This window comes from Pseudomonas sp. FFPRI_1, from assembly GCF_055384485.1.
Window position 1 is genome coordinate 4,389,451 of record NZ_AP029168.1, and the last position, 16,579, is coordinate 4,406,029.

A 16,579-nucleotide genomic window follows, 5' to 3' on the forward strand; every position below is an offset into this window, starting at 1 on the left:
GGCCGGGCGGCACAGTGCTGCACATGGGCCATTAGCACATTCGGGCTAATAGTGCCGGGGGCAGTCTGGGCCTATAGTCCGCAGCAGCCCCCCCCCTTCAGGATGGCGCCTACAAGAACGTGCGGCTTCATAACAAGGAGTTTTCCCATGTCGCTGAAGAAAATCGTCTATGCCTCGGCCATCGCCCTGGCCCTCACCGCCTCCAACGCCCACGCCTTCGCCAACGACTGCGGCGACTCGCTGTGGAAGTTCAGCGCCCTCGAAGCGCTGACCTGCGTGTTCTCGGGCCAGTGGTAAATCACTGCCACCTGGGCTGACACCGCCCGGCCTCAACAAAGTGCCCGCTGTTGCGGGCACTTTCATTTGCGGGTGTCGGCTCGCTCGCAGCCCTGCTCTCAGCGCAGGTTCCAGGACACGCCCAGGTACACCCCCAGCCCCTCCCCCGGCGTCGAACGCGCCACGTCCAGCCCCTTGTCGTCGTAGCCCGGAGTCACGGTGGCGGCGTAGCGCTTGTCGGTCAGGTTGCGCACATCGACCCAGGTCTGCCAGTCGTTCTTCGGCGCGTTGTAGCCCAGGGTGGCGCCGAACAGCGCATAGGGATCGGCGTAGTAGCTGTTGGCGTAATCCACCGCCACCTTGGACACCAGCTGGGTATTGACCGCAGCGAAGAAGCCCAGGGGCCAGTCGTAGCGCAGCTCACCCTGGTAGTAGTGCATCGGCAGGCCCGGCAGGCGGTTGTCGCCAAAGCGCGAATCGTCACGATAGTGGAAGTCGCTGAAGGTGTAGGCCTGGCGCAGGCTCAGGCGGCCGACGCCCGGCTGCGACCACAGTTCACTCTGCAGGCTGGCCTCCACGCCCTGGTGCACCGTGGGGCTGGCGTTGAGTTCGTAAGGCGTGGTGGCGCTGGCGTCCGGCAGCACCGAAAGCAGTTCGTGGCGCACCTGGGCGTAATACCAGGCCAGGCTCCACTGGCCCAGGCGGCTATCGCCGCGCCCGCCCAGTTCCAGGGTGGTAGCGGTCTGATTGCGCAGCTTGATCGGATTGCGCTGGGCACCGCTGGCGACGCCGCTGCCGGCCGGGAAACGCTGATTGGCGCTGTAGATCAGCGACCAGGGATGGGGCGCTTCCACCGAGCGGCTGAGGTTGGCGAACAGTTGCAGATCCGGGTTCAGCTGGTAGCGCAGGCCCAGGCGCGGCGCGTAGTCCCAGTCACCGAGGCTGGTCTTGCCGCCGCCCTCGGGGTAGGTCACCGCGCTTTCGCGGCGGGTGTAGATCGCCGCCAGGCCGGTGGTCAGCCACAGGTCTTCGGCCATCTCCAGGTCATTGCCAAAGTGCAGGACGGTATCCGAGCCCTGGTAGGTGAAGTTGCGGATCCGCGTGCCCGGCGCGTAGGTCTTGGTATTGCCGCCAGGAATGCGCACGAACTCGCTGGCACCGTCATTGGGCAGGTGTTTGGTCACCCGCAGGCCCAGGGTGCTGCGGCTTTCCATGCCCCAGAGGCTGTCGCGGCGCTTGTAGTCCAGGGTGCCGCTGACGTCGCTGTAGGCCACTTTCAGGCGGTTGGGGCCTTCGCGCAGGTCCATGGGGTAGTCGTGGTACACCAGCCCGGCCTGGAGACTGGATTGGTCATCGATGTAGTAGGTGGTCTTGTTGCCGATGAAGGTGCTGCCCGGCTGCTTGCGCCGGTCGTCGCGGCTGACGTAGGCCGGGTTGGCCGCCCGGGGGCTGTGTTCAATGGAGCGCTTGGTGACGCGCCCGGCCAGATCGTTGTCGGTCTCGCGGTAGCGCAGGTAGAAGCGGGTTTCCAGGTTCGGGTTGAAGCGATAGCCGAAGTTGCCGATCACCCCCCTGCTCTGGCTGCGGGTGTGATCCTGGTAGCCATCGGCATTGGAGTCGGTCAGCGAGACGTAGTAGTCGAAGTCCCCCAGCACTTGCCCGGAACTGACCTGACGCTGCTGGTAGCCATGGCTACCGGTGGCGTAGCGCACCTGCAACAACGGCGCGTCATAGCCGGTGTGGCTGACGTAGTCGATGGCCCCGCCCAGGGCCAGGGCGCCACGGTCGAACCCGTTGGCGCCGCGCAGCACTTCCACGTGGTCGACCCACAAAGGTTCCAGCAATTCGTAGGGCGTGCCACCAGGGCCGGTCAGGGGCAGGCCGTCGAGCATCGTATACAGCCCCGAGGCATGGGCGCCCGGAGCACGGTTGATGCCCGAGCCGCGGATCGAGATCTTCACCCCTTCGTTACCCGCCGACTGGGCATAGACCCCGGGCTGGTAGGCCAGTACATCCTGGTTGCTGGCCACCCGGCCCTGCAGCGGGCGGCGCATGTCCACCAGATTGCTGCCCCCAGGCACCTGGGCCAGCCGGGCCCGGGCCTCTTCCACCCCCTGCCCTTCCCCGGCCGGATCCTGCCCCTGGATCAGCGCCGGGGCCAACTCCACGCCCAGGTTCTCGGCCAGCGCCGGGCAGGCAAATGCCAGGCCCAACAGGGCCGTGGGCAGGGATTTGGGCAAGGGCATCTGGAAAACTCCAACTCAGATAAACGGGCAGTGAAAGCTGCGACGTATCAAGGAACGAAGGAAACACATGGCAATTTGGCTTTTTTAACCGGCAAGCGGGTGTTGCCGGGGTTTTCTCTGGTTCCCCAAGGAGTGGCCCGATGGGCCCCATGGGCAGTTGCCAAGCGTGCCGCAGCCGCGCACCGGTGAACGCCTTCCATGGCTCACGGCGGGTCGCCGCGCCAAGCTAGCCAGCCGATCTTCGCTGCTCGTCTTCAGCGCGCCAGGGCGAGTAGGACCAGTCGCAACCCTGGAGAGTCGGCCTGGAGCTTTCATCCTGCTGCTGATGCTAGTGATGGGTGTCGGGCACTGGCAGTTGCGGCTCGCCGTGGCTGAACCCAAGGGCCCTCAGCGTGGGTGCATAGTCTTCAGGCGGGCCATGGGCGTTGAGCAGGTTGTGGCGGTCCCAGAGCACCGTGGCCTGTTGCCCGGGCGAATGCTGCCAGCGGTCGAAACGACCGGCGCTGGACAGGTAGGTGTTGAACTCGTGAATGAAGCCGGTGACGCCCTGGAGGCTCAGCGCCGGACTCTGATAGCGGCCCTGCTGCCCGCCTCCCCGACCGGTATGCAGGACCTGGTGCACGATCAACGTGCTCGGCGAGGCAACGGGCCAGCGCGAGCATGACGTCCGGCTCCAAGCCTGTACACAGGGATTGATCCTCCTGATCAATGAACATGCCGAGCTGAAAGCCCGCTCAGCACCGGCATGGCCAAGGGTTTCGATGAGGCTCGGAGCAGGCTGTGAACGCTCGGGCGGTCCCCGCGGGGCCAGGTTTTCACAGCCTTGCCCACGACCCGCTGCTCGCTAGACCGCGGACTTCTTGTACACGGCAATGGTCCCGGCCTTGCGCACGAACACCAGCCCGTAATGGTCAAGGTTGGCGCGCACCGACTTGCCAAAGCGATGGCGATTTTTTCGCTGCAACGGCTGCCACAGGTCTTCACCGATGATCTGGCGAATGGTTCTTTCCTGCCCGGCAGGCAACAGCGTCACATTGTGCTTCAGGGCTGCGGATACCAGGTCCCAGGCCGAAGTCTGCAAATCGTTCATTGTTCAATCTCCTTGATGTTCAACAGTAAGGGCCAGCGGCCGAGGATGGCCGGGCCGGGCCGATCAGCGCACGAGGATTTCCAGGCGGTGCCCTTCGGCACCGGCTTCCATCTTCACCAGGGTGCAGACCAGTGAATGGGGGAACCCCAATTGCGCCTGCAGGGCTTGCTGGATCACGCTCTCCAACTGCGCCGGGCTGCAGGAGCGCAGGCTGTCGGCGACGCTGGCACCGACGGGGATGGCCGGCGGTTGCTGCGGGCTGGACCCAGCCACGTGCTGGGCGCAGTAGTCGATGAGCTTCTGGCAATGCTTCTTGCGGCCGTAGCCGTTATTGCGCCAGCGATCGAGCCCCGCCACCGAGAGGTCGGCGATCTCGGCGATCTTGCGCCAGGACAGGCCTCGCTCCTGGTTCAGGGCTTCCACCAGGGGGCCCATCCCCAACACCACCTCTCCCAGGGTGTTTTTCCCCGGGAAACGGCGGTTGAATTCATCCTGGGTGAGAACTTCAAGGGCCTTGAAGGCATGGTCGAGAGTGATCATGGGAGCGCCTTAGCTGTTAGTGTTTTCACATACTAATACGCCAACCACGAAAAACAAAACCTTATTTGTAGGTGTTTTCACCTACAACAACCCACCCCCTACTCCTAACCTTCATCGCCATCCGCCCCGGCCTGCAAGATGGCAGCAGAACGCCGCGCCCCCGGCACGGTGCCCAATACTGGCGGCCGGGTGTCGCATTGAAGATCAAGACGTTTGCCATTTGAGCGCAGCCTACGACTGCTGAAGGATGCGGCAGCGGGCTTGAGAGTCACGCTCCAGGCTCACACTCTAGGCGCCAGGTACCACAGACAAGAGCGACCTTTCACTTCACCAGGCAGATGCGCTCGCCCTCAAGGCCATACAGCCCTTCCAGAACCCCGCAGAGAGGTTCCAGCCCAAGCAGCCTTTGCGATGCATAGGCCAGCGGCAGCGCCTGGCGGAGGCACTGTACTGGCGCGGGATAATCCGCCCAGGAGGGGGTGGCGATACCGCTCCAGAAGGCAATGCAGTCGCTGTTGCCAACAAAAACCACCGGTTGCGAATCACAGACGTGCGCACTGGCGTGCCAGTACAGGTAGCCCAGGTAACGGCTGCCCTCGCGGCTCTCGAAGGTGGTCCTGACGATGACCTGATAATCCTGTTCGAACCCCTGCCCTGGGCCTGCCGGACGAACCGTCAGTTCATCCTCCACGGTTTCATCCATCGGGAAATACCAGACGCCGTGCTCGAGGAGGTCTTGCAGCGTCAACTCGTAGACTTGTTTGTCAGCCATCGTCCTACTGCCGGGTTGGCTCAGGGTTGCACCGGTGCATTGCGGTCGCGCCATTTCACTACAAGAGCCTCTTTCCTGCAGCAGAAATCTGCTGCAGGAGCCGCAGCTGCAAGGCCCCGTGCGCCCTGACGAAGGGCCGCATCCAGAGCGCTCATGGATGCGCGATTGGCCAGGCCGGCTTGCCGCCCCCAATCGCCCCTCACGCCGGGTACCCGGTAATCTCGCGAATGCTCTGGTACAGCGGCTTGAGCTGGCGGTACATGCGCAGGTAGACCTCGCTGTACAGCCGCTGGTACATCTGCTGCGCCGCGGGCTGCGGCTCGAATACCGCCCCCACCCGAGTCATGGCACCGATGGCGCTGGCAAAGTCCGGGTACAGCCCCAGCCCCACCGCACAGGCGATCACCGCCCCCAGGCCTGAGGCCTCGTACACATGGGGCCGCTCCACCGGCAGGCCGAAGATGTCCGCGGTCAGTTGCATGGCCGCATCGCTCTGGGAGCCACCACCGGCGACCCGCAGGCGGGTGATCTTCAGCTTCGAGCGCTTCTCCATGCGCTCCATGCCCTGGCGCAGGGCGTAGGCCAGGCCTTCGAGGATCGCGCGGTAGATATGCGCCCGGGTGTGCACGTCGCCAAAGCCGATCATCGCGCCCTTGGCTTCCATGCCCGGCTCGCGGATGCCCGGCGACCAGTAGGGTTGCAGGGTCAGGCCCATGGACCCCGGCGGCACGGCCTGGACCAGGGCATCGAACAGTTGCTCCGGCTCCAGCCCCTGCTGCGCCGCCTGCTGCACCTCCCGCAGGCCGAACTGCTGCTTGAACCAGCTGACCATCCAGTAGCCGCGAAAGATCATCACCTCGCAGTTGTAGTGGTCCGGCACCGCCGCCGGATACGGCGGGATCAGCGGCACCACCTCCAGGTAGCGCGCGCGGGTGGTGGTGATGGTGGCCGTGGTGCCGTAGGACAGGCAGGCAGTGGTCGAGTCCTGGACGCCCGAGCCCAGCACCTCGCAGGCCTTGTCGGCGCCGGCGGCAATCAGCGGCAGGCCCTCGGGGATACCGGTATGGCGGCTGGCCTCGGCGCTGATCCGGCCCAGGGTCTCGCCGGGCTTGAGCAGGGTCGGCAATTGTTCCTGGCGCACCGCCAGGGCCTGCCATTTCCAGTCGCTGGGGGCGGCCCAGCGCAGGCGCTTGTAGTCGAACGGCAGGTAGGCCACGCAGCAGCCCACCGAATCGACGAAATTGCCGGTCAGGCGATGGGTAAGAAACCCCGAGAGCAGCAGGAACTTGTCGGTGGCGGCCCAGATGTCCGGCTGGTGCTGGGCCACCCAGTTGGCCTCGGCCTGGGCACGAAAATAGTCCACGGTGGCCTCGGCGCCGATCAGCTTGAACAGCCAGCCCCAGGGCCCCTTGATCCGGCCCTCGACCGCGCCCTGGCGCTGGTCGAGCCAGAGGATCGCCGGGCGCAGGGCCCGGCCCTGGGCGTCGACGTTGATCAAGGTGCCGCGCTGGGTGGTCAGGGACACGCCGCGGATCTGCGAGCGGTCGATGCCGGTCTGCTGCCAGAGCAGTTGGCAGGCTTCGCCGAGCTTGGCCCAGTAGTAGTCCGGGTGCTGTTCGGCCCAGCCGGGCTGGGTGGAAAAATAGGCTTCAAGTTCCACCTTGCCCTTGCCCAGCAAGTTGCCCTGAAGGTCGAACAGCAGTGCCCGCACGCTCTGGGTGCCGTTGTCGATCGCCAGCAGGTAGGCCTGCTTATTCTTGTTCTCGGGGTTGTCCATGGGGCTCTCTGGGTTGGGCATCAATGGGCGCTCGCGGGCAGGCTGTGATGGCGTTGCCACAAGGTGCGGTAGCGCTGTTCCTCGGTGTGCCAGCGTTCATCGCTCCAGCCCAGCCGCGGCTGGCACACGCGGCGAATGGCCGGCAGGTAGGCGGCTGCCCCTTCGGCCAGCAACAGGCCGATGCGGGTACGCCGCAGCAGCAGATCGTCCAGGTGCAGGACCATCTCCGCCTCGGCGGCCACCGCCAGTTCGGCCCACAGGGTGTCACTGGCGCCGATGCAGTCGCTGCCCAGTTCGCCAACCCGTTGCGCCAGCCGGGGCAGATCGCGGCCATGGCGCCCGGCCAGCCGCCGCTCCTGGGCGGCGCTGAGCCCGGGGATAGCCAGCGCCGCCACCGGGCTGAACACCGGCGCGCCGTCATCACTGACGCTGCGCCCGATCATCGCCGCGCAGGCCTGCAGCACCTCGATGGCCTGGGGCCGGAACGTGGTCAGCTTGCCGCCGGCCAGGGTCACGCAACCGGGCTCCTGCCACAGCACATGCTCGCGGGATTCACTGGACGGCTTGCCATGGGCCTGGCCCCCGGCACTGCCCACCACCGGGCGCACCCCGGCCCAGGTCGACAGCACATCGGCACCCGTGATGTGCGCCTGGGGAAACTGCTGGGCAATGGCCGCCAACAGGTACTCCAGCTCTTCAGGGCTGATGCTGGCGCCCAGGTCCAGCGCCTCCCGGTGATCGAGGTCGGTGGTGCCCACCACCGTCGCCCCTTCCCAGGGGAACACGAACACCGGCCGGCCATCGTCGGCGTGCATGAAGCTCAAGGCCTGGGCCACCGGCAGGCGCCAGCCGGGCAGCAACAGGTGGCTGCCCCGCAGGGGACGCAATTGCCGTGGGGTCGCCACTGGGCGCAGGCGTTCGGCCCAGGCGCCGGTGGCCACCGCCAGCACCTGGCAGCGCAGTTGCTGGAGGGTGCCACTCTCCACATCCTCGACCTGCACCCCACAGACCCGCTCGCCCTCGCGCAGCAACTGCTCCACGCGCATGCCGTTGACCACCCACGCACCGTCAGCCCGGGCCTCGGCCAGCACGCGCATCACCAGGCGTGCGTCATCGGTCAGGGCATCGACGAAACAGGTGCCACCCAGCAGTCCCACGTCCTTGACCCCGGGGGCCAGGTAGCAGGTCTGCCGGGCATCGTGAAAGCGATGGCTGCGCCGTCCGGCCAGGGCGTCGTAGACCGTCAGCAGGCCACCGAACACTCGGGGCCCGGGAAAGCCGCCACGGTAATGGGGCATCAAAAAACTCATCGGTTCCACCAGCCCCGGGGCCTCGTGCAGCAGGCGCTGGCGTTCGCGCACCGAGTCACGGGTCAGCCGCCACTGGCCCTTGGCGATGTAGCGCAACCCGCCATGGACCATCTTCGAGGAGCGGCTGGACGTGCCCCAGGCAAAATCCCGCTGCTCCAGCAGCAGGCAGCGCCAACCGCGCCGGGCGGCCTCGCGCAGGATGCCGGCACCGCTGATGCCGCCGCCGATCACGATCAGGTCCCAGGTCTGTTCTGCCAGCTGCGGCAGCGCCTGGCGCCGCCATTGCTCGTTCCACGCCTCGTCCATGGCCCTCACTCCTCCAGCAGGGTGCCGGGATTGAGCCTGGCGGCCGGGTCGAAATGCCGGCTCAGGGCCCGCAGGGTCTCCAGGGCCAGGGGACCTTTTTCCCGCAGCAGATAGGGTGCATGGTCCTTGCCCACGCCGTGCTGGTGGCTGATGGTGCCGTGGTGCTCGACGATGGTCTGGCTGGCGGCATGCTTGAGCGCCTGCCAGCGCGCCAGGGTCGCGGCGTAAGTGGCCGCCGGACGGAACACATAGGTGGTGTAGATGCTCGAGCCTTCACCGTAGACATGGGACAGGTGGGTGAACACGTGCACCTGCTCGCCCTCGGCGGCGAGGCCGTCACGCAGGCTGTTTTCGATGCGCTGCAGCAGGCTGTCGACGTTGCTCCAGTCGGTGGCGGTTTCCAGGGTGTCCACCAGGTAGCCGGCGTTCCACAGGCTTTCCCGCAGGTAGGGAAAGCGAAAACGGTTCTGCGCCCATTTCTTGCCCAGCAAGGTGCCGGTAAAGACCCCGCCGAAAGCCTTGAGGTGCCGGCGCGCCTGACGCAGGGACAAGGCGTTCTGCTGGCGATTGCCGGTCACGCCGAAGGTCAGCAGGCACTTGTCCGGCCCGGCGCCGCGCAGGGCCAGGTATTTTTCCAGCCAGGCGATCTGCGTCGGATGACCGGCCAGGGCCAGTTGAGTCAGGGTTTCCACGGCGTTGGACAGGCGCAGCATCGACAGCGGGACCCGGGCCTGGGCCAGGGCTCGCACGGCTTGCAGCGCCTGGGTCCAGTCCGGCAGGAACACCCCGTAGAAACGCTCGTCGTCCGGCAAGCGGCTGACCCGCACCTTGGCCTCGGAAATGATCCCGAAGCGCCCTTCGCACCCCAGCACCATTTCCCGCAGGTCCGGCCCGGCGGCCGAGGCCGGGAACGTGGCGATGGGCATCGGCCCGGCAAAGGTTTCCAGGGTGCCACCGGCGAACAACTGCTCGATGCGCCCATAACGCAGCGACTGCTGGCCACTGGAACGGCTGGCCACCCAGCCCCCCAGGGTCGACAGCTCCCAGGACTGCGGGAAGTGCCCCAGGGTGTAGCCCCGGGCGCGCAACTGGCTCTCCACTTGCGGACCACTGGCGCCCGGGCCGAAGGTTGCCAGCAGGCTGTCTTCGTCCAGCTCCAGCAGGCGGTTCATCCGTGCCAGCGACACCGTCAGCACCGGCCGTCGGGACCCGGGCGGGTTGATGTGCCCGGCCACCGAGGTACCGCCGCCATAGGGAATCAGGCACAGGTCCAGGTCCTCGGCCAGGGCCAGCAACTGCCGGACCTGCTCGGCGGTTTCCGGAAAGGCTACCGCGTCGGGGTAGGCCCCCAGCTCGCCCTCGCGCAGGGCCAGCCAGTCCGGCAGGCTCTGGCCCCGGGCATGCAGCAGGCGCTCCTGGGCAGTGATGCTGTACAGCGGATGAGCCTCCAGGCGCGAAGCCGGCACCCGGGCCAGCGCCTGCTCCAGGGTCGCCTCCGGCAACCGCCGGCCCGGCCCCAGGCGCTCGGCGAGAAACCCCGCGCCCTCGGCCGGCAATTCGACCACCGTGGTTGCATCCCCCCAGCCGTTCCAGCGTCGCATGCGTGTGTCCTTGTGCCGTTGTTATAGGTCTTGTTTCAGGCTCCCTATACTAGTCAGCCGCTGGCCGCTGTCACGGTCACATTGAGCCAGCGGGTGTAGCCAATTGAGTCAACACCGGCCGGCCCCTGGCTCGGCTGGCGGCCGGCGCCACACGCCCCCGCAGCACCTCGGCGGCCCAACCGGCAGCGCTATTCGACCGGCCTTCAAAGCATCGCCATCTGCTCGTGCGCCTGCTGCAACCCCTGCGCCAGCCCCTGAGGCCGGGCATCCAGGCCTTCGGCATAGACGAACTGCACCTGGTCGATGCCCATCAGGCCCAGCACCGAACGCAGGTAAGGCGTTACCGCATCGGTCTCCTGCCCCAGATGCACACCACCGCGGGAACTGAAGACCACCGCCCTCACCCCCTGCACCAGGCCCATCGGGTAGTGGTCGGTGTAGTTGAAGGTCACCCGAGCCCGAGCCACCAGGTCGAACCAGTTCTTCAACGGCGTTGGCACATTGTGGTTGTACATCGGCGCGCCGATCAGCAGCACATCGCAGGCCTTGAGTTCGCCGATCAGCTCATCGGACAGGGCCACCACCGCCTGGGCCCGCTCACTCGGGTCCTGGGCACCGCGCAGTGCATGGAACAGCTCGTGGTCGAGCACCGGCAGCTCCAGGGCCGCCAGGTCGCGGACCACCACGGCGTCGTCGCAGCCCTTGGCCTGACGCTGCACAAGGTAGCGGTCGATCAATGCACTGGTGGTGGAAAGGCTGCCCATGAGGCTGGACTTGAGGACAAGAAAACGCGACATGCAAGGTTCTCCAAAAGCATCGATAAATGAATGGGAAAAATCCTAACATCGCCTTTTTATCCCCAGTGGCGATATTATTTCCTCCCATTGGAGACTCAAGAGCTACACACTCATGCGCGACAACCTGAGCGGCATCGAAGTTTTGGTGGCCGTGGTCGAGGCCGGCAGCTTTGCCCAGGCCGCGGACCGGCTGCACATCACCCGCTCGGCAGTGGGCAAGGCCATCGCCCGGCTGGAGCAGCGGCTGGGGGTGCAGTTGTTCCTGCGTACGACCCGCAGCCAGAGCCTGACCCTGGAAGGTTCACTGTTCCACCAGCACTGCCTGCGGGCGCTGGAGGAAATCCGTGCCGGCGAGGCCCAGCTGGAAAGCGGCAAGGCCCAGGTCAGCGGCCGCCTGCGGGTCTCGATGCCGGTGCTCTTCGGCCACCTGTGCATCGCCCCGATCCTGATCGAGATGGCTCGCCAGCACCCTGAACTGGTGCTGGAGCTGTGCTTCAGCGACCGCAGCGTGGAGCTGGTGGAGGAAGGCTTCGACCTGGTCATCCGCATCGGCCACCTGGCCGACAGCAGCCAACTGGTGGCCCGTCACCTGGGCGAACACCGCATGGCCCTGTGCGCCTCTCCCGCCTACCTGCAACGCTGCGGCCTACCGCGCAACGTCGAGGCGCTGCACCAGCACCAGACCGTGGCCTATGTACGCTTTGGCCAGGTACGGCCCTGGCAGTTGCAGGTCGATGGCCAAGCGCTGGCGTTCATGCCCAATGCCCGCCTGCTGATGGACGACCTGCGGGCCGTGACCGACGCCATCCTGGCCCATCAGGGCATTGCCTGGCTGCCGTACTGGCTGGCCCGGGAGCACTTGCTGCGGGGTGAGTTGCAGGAAGTGCTGGCGGACTGCTCGGGCGTCACCTTTGCAATCAGTGCCTTGCGCCCCCAGACCCCGCACCTGCCGTTGAAGACCCGGGTGGCAGTGGATGCGCTGCTCAAGCACCTGCCCGAACGCCTGGCGGTGGTCGAAGCCCCGGCCACGGGGGCTGAAGCCTGATGCCCCACGCCCAGCACCGCGTTTAACAAGCGTGACAAGCCGGCGCCAGTGCCGAACAATTCCCCCTCGAACCACCAAGTCGATCACCCCATGCCTGCACCGATGAAAACCTGCGCCCCACTGTTCTGGTCCACGGACCAGGGCATCGACTACGCCGCCCCCCAGCTCAGCCTCGGCGATCTTCTGCCCAAGGCCGGCCAGACCAGCACCGCCTACTTCGATCACCAGGACCAGGTGAGCGTCGGTGAAACCCTGCAACTGATCTGGTGCCCGCCGATTGCCGACCTCAACAGCTGGGGGGAACAGCCCTCGGAAATTGCCCACAGCCACCTCCTGCAAGCCCGGATCACGGGGCTGGCACCGCAGGCCAAGCCCCCCCATGAGATCCATCGGGGCCTGCAGCGCTACCAGTTGCAGATCCTCGACAGCCAGCCCTTGCTCGCCGCCCTTCAGGCACAGCCCCTCGATCCCCAGGCCTGGGCACTGCCCACCATCGGCAGCGAGCAGGGTTCATTCCAGGCCTGGGCTCAAGCCCGCAACCCGCGCCGCGCCGAAGTCGAGGGCCTGATTTACCTGACGGCCAGCGAGGCACAAACCTGCATGGAGATAATCCTCGAGGTCGATGGCCAGCACCTGGTCGGGCTGCTCTTGGCGCACCTGGGACCGGCTGGCAACTGCTACGAGCTGGGCCGGCGGACCCTGCTCGGGGACGAACTGCAGGCCATTGGCCAAGCGCTGAAAGTCGCCCAACCGCTGCGCGATACCCAGGAACCCTACCTGATCGCTTGAGGCGATCCGGGCGAAAAAACCTGCTGCAAGACTAACCAGCTGTTTTCAAACCTGTTTTTTGCACTTCAGGGCTTCCCAGGCGGCAAAAAAATTGATAAATTGCCGCCCGTTCCTGCAGCGGCCCTCCCAAGGCTGCAATCACTGCCAGGAATCTCGCAACAGCTACAGGGGCGTCGCCAAGCGGTAAGGCAGCAGGTTTTGATCCTGCCATGCGTTGGTTCGAATCCAGCCGCCCCTGCCATTTTTTCTCATCGTTATCCCCGCAGATTCCGTTCCAGCATCTCCAGCAATGCACTGACCTTGGGCAACCCCTGGCGGCTTTTCAGCCACAGCAGATGGATCGCCTGCCCTTCGCTGGCCCATTGCGGCAGCACCTCCACCAGGCTTCCTTGCTCCAACTGGCGCTTGACCAGCCAGGAAGGCAGTTGCGCAATGCCGTAGCCTTGCTGCACGGCCATCAACAGCCCCTCGCCATCACCCACCACGCAACTGGCGGACATCACCCGGCGCTCAGTCTCGCCCGGGCGGCCACTGGCGAAGTTCCAGGGGCTGACCCGGCCATCCACCCAGCCATAGGCAATGCACTGATGCTGCTCAAGGTCCTGGTCGGTCAGTGGCACGCCATGGCTGCGCAGGTAATCGGGCGAGGCGCAGAACAGGTGCCACTCGCGGCCCAGGCAACGGTGCCCCAGCGCCGCCGGCCACTGCCCCGCGCCGCCCAGGCGCACGGCGATGTCCGCGCCGGCTTCCAGCGGCTCGACCCCAGGATCGGAAAAGCTGATGTGCGGCTGCAAGCCCGGATGCTCCCGGGCAAAGCGCAAGACGGCGGCCAGCACCTGGGAGCGGCCGAAGGTCCCGGGCAGGTCGATGCGCACCCGCCCCCGCAGCTCGGAGTTTTCCGCGTTCAGCGCCAGCTCGGCCTCTTCCAGGTCAGCCAGCACCCCGCTGCAGGTGCGGTAGAAGGCCGTGCCCGCGTCGGTCAGCGCCAGGCTGCGGGTGGTGCGCTGGAACAGCCGCGCCTGCAGCCGCCCTTCCAGCCGGGCGATGGCCTTGCTGACGGCGGAAGCCGTAAGGTTGAGCCGTTCGGCGGCGGCCTTGAAGCTGCCGCAGTCGGCCACGCAGACAAATACATCGATCCCCTTCAAGCGTTCGGAAGAAAACATCGGCGCCTCTTATTCATGAATCTGATTCCTTTCACTGGGTAAAAAACATCATAAAACAGAATCAGATTCCCCAGTAAGCTGGCTGGCATTCTCAAGAACGCCGTTACAGACCGATGAGGCACGGATGCTGCGCACCCTGAAAAGCTACCCGAAAGCAATCAACCTGCTGCTGGCCGGCACCCTGGTGCTGACCCTGGCCCGAGCCATTACCCTGCCCTACCTGGTGATCTACCTGAGCAGCGCTTTCGGCCTGCAAGTGAGCGACATCGGCCTGGTGATCGGCAGCAGCATGATCCTCGGCTCGCTGCTGAGCCTCTACGGTGGTTTCCTGGTGGACCGCACGCCCAGCTACCGGCTGATCCTGGCCTGCTGCGCGCTGTTCACCCTGGGTTTCATCGGCGCCTTCAGCGCCCGCCAGCTGTGGCTGTTCTACCTGTGCCTGGTGCTGGTCAACCTGGCCTATGCGGTGATCGACATCGCGATCAAGGCCGGCTTTGCCCAGCGCCTGACGGTGGCACAGCGCAGCGAAGCCTTCTCGATCAAATACACCCTGACCAATATCGGCTACGCCGTGGGCCCGTTCCTCGGCGCCGGGCTGGCGCGCCTGGACATCAGCCTGCCGTTCCTGATCTCCGCCGCCCTGGGCGCCGGGTTCCTGGCAATCCATCTGCGCTGGGGCGACCGACAGCTCGATGCCGCCGGCCCGACGCCAGCGCCGCTAGCCTTCACGGCCCTGGGCAAACAGCTGCTACGGGACTACCGCCTGGTGTGCTTCACCCTCGGCGGCCTGCTCAGCGCCGTGGTCTTTGGCCAGTTCTCGGCGTACCTGTCGCAGTACCTGGTGGTCACCACCTCGGCCGAGGCCACCTACCGCATCATCAGCACCCTGGTGGCGACCAATGCGCTGCTGGTGATCGCCCTGCAATACGCCATCGGCCGCAGGATTAGCCAGCGCCACCTGAGCCGCTGGCTGGCGCTGGGGCTGGGCCTGTTCCTGCTGGGGGTCAGCGGCTTCGGCCTGGCCACCAGCCTGACGTTCTGGGTGCTGTCGATGGTGGTGTTCACCCTGGGCGAGATCATCGTGTTTCCCGCCGAGTACATGTTCATCGACCTGATCGCCCCCGAGCACCTGCGAGGCCTGTATTACGGCGCGCAGAACCTCTCCAACCTCGGCGGCGCCCTGGGCCCGATCCTCTGCGGCATGCTCCTGGCCAGCCACCCGGCGCACTGGATCTTCTACATGCTGGCGGCGTTCATCCTCGCCGGCGGGCTGTTCTACTGGCTGGGCGCGGCCAACCTGAGCCAGCCAGGCGCCAGGAAGGCGCATTGAGGCTTAATCCCGCTCATGCCTTCAGGGGTACCCCAGGCGTTCGGCTAGCCGCGCCAGGGCTGCCCGACAATGCGCTGAAATCAGCAAAGCTGGCTCATTGATCATGTACAGCAGATGCTCGAAGGCGACCCCGGCCTCGTTGTGCGCCAGGTAATCGAGCACGATTTCCCGCCCATGTTCCAAGCCCGCCTGGGCCAAGGCGTGATCCTCGGGTACCGGGCCGAGTTGCTCATAGGCACGGGCCAGCAAGGGGCCCACTTCATCCAGGACTTCAATGAAGTCCGCTCGCAGGCGGGGTATTCGCTCAGGCATCAAAGCCACTCCTCATGGGGCAGAAAAACCGCCAATCGCCCATCCGCCGTGATCGACCTAGTCGAGCAACTGGCGCCGGACTTGCAGAGCGATGGCCGCAAAGCCCTGGCCTGTACCTCGGTTACGCGTCGAATGATCCAGCGTGGCAGTGATGTCTTTCCAGCACTCCACCGCTGCCACCTGCCGGTGAGTGGGGTCGGTTTCGATTTCAAAGTCGATGAAGCGCTCGTCCTGGGTCAACAGCAAGCCAAACAGGCTGGGCATTCCGGGAAAGTCGATAGCCAACTTGAGCACGATGGTCGCCGACCAGTCGACACCCTGTGACCGGGCGTAATCCAGCAAGGCCTGGGGCATACCTTCGTCCCGCCAGCTCCTGGCGGTGCATTCGAGTTCGTAGGCTTCGAGAGTGTTTTGTTCCTGAACATTGAGCTGGCGTTTTTTCAGGAGACGTTCGATACCCATATCCAACCCGCGTGCTTGGTTGATGACTGCCGGCATCCGCCGTTGGAACCTTCATCTGGCGCCATGGGGCAATGACTGGCCCGGCCGATTGCCGGCCGCGAAGAATACCCCACCCAGGGCCCGGCCGGCAGATTCACAGCCGCCTGCTGCCGCGCGTTCCTCTTTGCGCCCCAACCAAAAGGAATGCGCCATGAAGAACACCGACCTCAGCCAACTGATCCTCAGCGACCACGCCCGCATCGAAGCCGCCATCAGCACCGGCGCCGCCTGGGAAGTGTGGTTTCAAGTGGAGTTTCTGATCCTGCTGCGTTCGGCCCAGGTGTCCGCCGCCCGCGAAGTGCCCTATCCCGAACCGAATTCGACCTTGCGCCTGGACGTGCTGGCCAAGCACACCAACGAGCTCTACGCCATCGAGCTGAAAGTCGAAAGCGCCACCAATGCCGGCAACAAGCTGCTGGCCGAAACCCTGAAGGACATCGAAAAACTCACCAAGTACACCAGCCCTGTAGCAGCACGCTGGGCCGTGGCCCTGGGCTACAGCGACGTTGCCAAGCGTGGCTTGCGCGACTTCGCCAACGCCCACAAGGCCCGGGTCATCTACCAGGAATCCGGCGCCCTGGGGTGCATGATCGCCACCAGCTGACCACCGCGGCAAAACGGCCCCACCACGGCGGGGCCCTCGATGTCCAAAGGCATTCCCGCCTGAAATAGCAGCGGCCCTGGTAAAAAAAAGGGGCGATCGACGATCGCCCCCAAGCCTTGC

Annotated in this window: 17 protein-coding genes and 1 tRNA gene; 6 read left to right on the forward strand and 12 right to left on the reverse strand. The window is 65.7% G+C overall.

Features of this window, described 5'->3' with window-relative positions; translation table 11 throughout:
- The first annotated feature begins 147 nt into the window (after positions 1–147).
- On the forward strand, positions 148–297 hold the full coding sequence (locus tag ACZ5BO_RS19410; protein WP_177330335.1) for a hypothetical protein: 150 nt from the start codon (positions 148–150) through the stop codon (positions 295–297).
- Between the two features lie 98 nt (positions 298–395).
- Here the strand turns inward: ACZ5BO_RS19410 and ACZ5BO_RS19415 are convergent, their stop codons facing one another.
- From ACZ5BO_RS19415 to ACZ5BO_RS19455, 9 genes are all read right to left on the reverse strand, one after another.
- On the reverse strand, positions 396–2,522 hold the full coding sequence (locus ACZ5BO_RS19415; protein WP_464696157.1) for a TonB-dependent receptor family protein: 2,127 nt from the start codon (positions 2,520–2,522) through the stop codon (positions 396–398).
- 328 nt (positions 2,523–2,850) lie between these two features.
- Complete coding sequence (locus ACZ5BO_RS19420; RefSeq protein ID WP_464696158.1) at positions 2,851–3,144, reverse strand: hypothetical protein; 294 nt, start codon at positions 3,142–3,144, stop codon at positions 2,851–2,853.
- A 222-nt stretch (positions 3,145–3,366) separates the two neighbouring features.
- Positions 3,367–3,612 carry a hypothetical protein gene (locus ACZ5BO_RS19425; protein ID WP_025131904.1) on the reverse strand — a complete coding sequence of 82 codons (246 nt, stop codon included), beginning with the start codon at positions 3,610–3,612 and terminating at the stop codon, positions 3,367–3,369.
- 63 nt (positions 3,613–3,675) lie between these two features.
- On the reverse strand, positions 3,676–4,152 hold the full coding sequence (locus ACZ5BO_RS19430) for a hypothetical protein (protein WP_464696159.1): 477 nt from the start codon (positions 4,150–4,152) through the stop codon (positions 3,676–3,678).
- Between the two features lie 322 nt (positions 4,153–4,474).
- Complete coding sequence (locus ACZ5BO_RS19435) at positions 4,475–4,924, reverse strand: hypothetical protein (RefSeq protein ID WP_464696160.1); 450 nt, start codon at positions 4,922–4,924, stop codon at positions 4,475–4,477.
- A gap of 199 nt (positions 4,925–5,123) precedes the next feature.
- On the reverse strand, positions 5,124–6,701 hold the full coding sequence (locus ACZ5BO_RS19440) for an FGGY-family carbohydrate kinase (RefSeq protein ID WP_029978783.1): 1,578 nt from the start codon (positions 6,699–6,701) through the stop codon (positions 5,124–5,126).
- Between the two features lie 20 nt (positions 6,702–6,721).
- Positions 6,722–8,317, reverse strand: coding sequence for a glycerol-3-phosphate dehydrogenase/oxidase (locus ACZ5BO_RS19445; protein WP_464696161.1), 1,596 nt, complete (start codon positions 8,315–8,317; stop codon positions 6,722–6,724).
- A 5-nt stretch (positions 8,318–8,322) separates the two neighbouring features.
- A complete protein-coding gene (locus ACZ5BO_RS19450; RefSeq protein WP_025131909.1) occupies positions 8,323–9,918 on the reverse strand; it encodes an FAD-binding oxidoreductase in 1,596 nt (531 codons plus the stop codon).
- 203 nt (positions 9,919–10,121) lie between these two features.
- Positions 10,122–10,715 carry an FMN-dependent NADH-azoreductase gene (locus tag ACZ5BO_RS19455; RefSeq protein WP_025131910.1) on the reverse strand — a complete coding sequence of 198 codons (594 nt, stop codon included), beginning with the start codon at positions 10,713–10,715 and terminating at the stop codon, positions 10,122–10,124.
- 112 nt (positions 10,716–10,827) lie between these two features.
- Here ACZ5BO_RS19455 and ACZ5BO_RS19460 point away from each other — a divergent pair, with 112 nt between their 5' ends.
- The 3 genes from ACZ5BO_RS19460 (at position 10,828) to ACZ5BO_RS19470 (ending at position 12,790) form a co-directional block, all read left to right on the forward strand.
- The gene (locus tag ACZ5BO_RS19460; protein ID WP_025131911.1) at positions 10,828–11,760 is read left to right on the forward strand and encodes a LysR family transcriptional regulator; all 933 of its coding nucleotides are present in this window, start codon (positions 10,828–10,830) and stop codon (positions 11,758–11,760) included.
- Between the two features lie 90 nt (positions 11,761–11,850).
- Complete coding sequence (locus tag ACZ5BO_RS19465) at positions 11,851–12,549, forward strand: hypothetical protein (protein ID WP_464696162.1); 699 nt, start codon at positions 11,851–11,853, stop codon at positions 12,547–12,549.
- 166 nt (positions 12,550–12,715) lie between these two features.
- Positions 12,716–12,790, forward strand: a tRNA-Gln gene (locus tag ACZ5BO_RS19470).
- A gap of 13 nt (positions 12,791–12,803) precedes the next feature.
- On the opposite strand, the gene ACZ5BO_RS19475 is transcribed toward ACZ5BO_RS19470, so the two are convergent.
- Positions 12,804–13,712 carry a LysR family transcriptional regulator gene (locus tag ACZ5BO_RS19475; protein ID WP_464696163.1) on the reverse strand — a complete coding sequence of 303 codons (909 nt, stop codon included), beginning with the start codon at positions 13,710–13,712 and terminating at the stop codon, positions 12,804–12,806.
- 124 nt (positions 13,713–13,836) lie between these two features.
- On the opposite strand from ACZ5BO_RS19475, the gene ACZ5BO_RS19480 reads away from it, so the two are divergent.
- Positions 13,837–15,042, forward strand: coding sequence for an MFS transporter (locus tag ACZ5BO_RS19480; RefSeq protein WP_464696164.1), 1,206 nt, complete (start codon positions 13,837–13,839; stop codon positions 15,040–15,042).
- A 21-nt stretch (positions 15,043–15,063) separates the two neighbouring features.
- Here ACZ5BO_RS19480 and ACZ5BO_RS19485 read toward each other — a convergent pair whose 3' ends face one another.
- Both ACZ5BO_RS19485 and ACZ5BO_RS19490 read right to left on the reverse strand, forming a co-directional pair.
- On the reverse strand, positions 15,064–15,354 hold the full coding sequence (locus tag ACZ5BO_RS19485; protein ID WP_025131915.1) for a hypothetical protein: 291 nt from the start codon (positions 15,352–15,354) through the stop codon (positions 15,064–15,066).
- 57 nt (positions 15,355–15,411) lie between these two features.
- Complete coding sequence (locus ACZ5BO_RS19490; RefSeq protein ID WP_464696166.1) at positions 15,412–15,816, reverse strand: hypothetical protein; 405 nt, start codon at positions 15,814–15,816, stop codon at positions 15,412–15,414.
- Positions 15,817–16,006: 190 nt separating this feature from the next.
- On the opposite strand from ACZ5BO_RS19490, the gene ACZ5BO_RS19495 reads away from it, so the two are divergent.
- Positions 16,007–16,459 (forward strand): hypothetical protein, encoded by a 453-nt coding sequence (locus ACZ5BO_RS19495; RefSeq protein WP_464696167.1) that lies wholly within the window; start codon positions 16,007–16,009, stop codon positions 16,457–16,459.
- Positions 16,460–16,579: the final 120 nt, after the last annotated feature.

Excerpts from the sequence above, each read along its gene's own strand:
- ACZ5BO_RS19455 (WP_025131910.1), bottom strand. The coding sequence starts at position 10,715 with ATGTCGCGTTTTCTTGTCCTCAAGTCCAGCCTCATGGGCAGCCTTTCC.
- ACZ5BO_RS19485 (WP_025131915.1), bottom strand. The coding sequence starts at position 15,354 with ATGCCTGAGCGAATACCCCGCCTGCGAGCGGACTTCATTGAAGTCCTG.
- ACZ5BO_RS19445 (WP_464696161.1), bottom strand. The coding sequence starts at position 8,317 with ATGGACGAGGCGTGGAACGAGCAATGGCGGCGCCAGGCGCTGCCGCAG.
- ACZ5BO_RS19440 (WP_029978783.1), bottom strand. The coding sequence starts at position 6,701 with ATGGACAACCCCGAGAACAAGAATAAGCAGGCCTACCTGCTGGCGATC.
- ACZ5BO_RS19475 (WP_464696163.1), bottom strand. The coding sequence starts at position 13,712 with ATGTTTTCTTCCGAACGCTTGAAGGGGATCGATGTATTTGTCTGCGTG.
- ACZ5BO_RS19425 (WP_025131904.1), bottom strand. The coding sequence starts at position 3,612 with ATGAACGATTTGCAGACTTCGGCCTGGGACCTGGTATCCGCAGCCCTG.
- ACZ5BO_RS19480 (WP_464696164.1), top strand. The coding sequence starts at position 13,837 with ATGCTGCGCACCCTGAAAAGCTACCCGAAAGCAATCAACCTGCTGCTG.
- ACZ5BO_RS19490 (WP_464696166.1), bottom strand. The coding sequence starts at position 15,816 with ATGGGTATCGAACGTCTCCTGAAAAAACGCCAGCTCAATGTTCAGGAA.
- ACZ5BO_RS19430 (WP_464696159.1), bottom strand. The coding sequence starts at position 4,152 with ATGATCACTCTCGACCATGCCTTCAAGGCCCTTGAAGTTCTCACCCAG.
- ACZ5BO_RS19495 (WP_464696167.1), top strand. The coding sequence starts at position 16,007 with ATGAAGAACACCGACCTCAGCCAACTGATCCTCAGCGACCACGCCCGC.
- ACZ5BO_RS19410 (WP_177330335.1), top strand. The coding sequence starts at position 148 with ATGTCGCTGAAGAAAATCGTCTATGCCTCGGCCATCGCCCTGGCCCTC.
- ACZ5BO_RS19460 (WP_025131911.1), top strand. The coding sequence starts at position 10,828 with ATGCGCGACAACCTGAGCGGCATCGAAGTTTTGGTGGCCGTGGTCGAG.
- ACZ5BO_RS19415 (WP_464696157.1), bottom strand. The coding sequence starts at position 2,522 with ATGCCCTTGCCCAAATCCCTGCCCACGGCCCTGTTGGGCCTGGCATTT.
- ACZ5BO_RS19465 (WP_464696162.1), top strand. The coding sequence starts at position 11,851 with ATGCCTGCACCGATGAAAACCTGCGCCCCACTGTTCTGGTCCACGGAC.
- ACZ5BO_RS19435 (WP_464696160.1), bottom strand. The coding sequence starts at position 4,924 with ATGGCTGACAAACAAGTCTACGAGTTGACGCTGCAAGACCTCCTCGAG.
- ACZ5BO_RS19450 (WP_025131909.1), bottom strand. The coding sequence starts at position 9,918 with ATGCGACGCTGGAACGGCTGGGGGGATGCAACCACGGTGGTCGAATTG.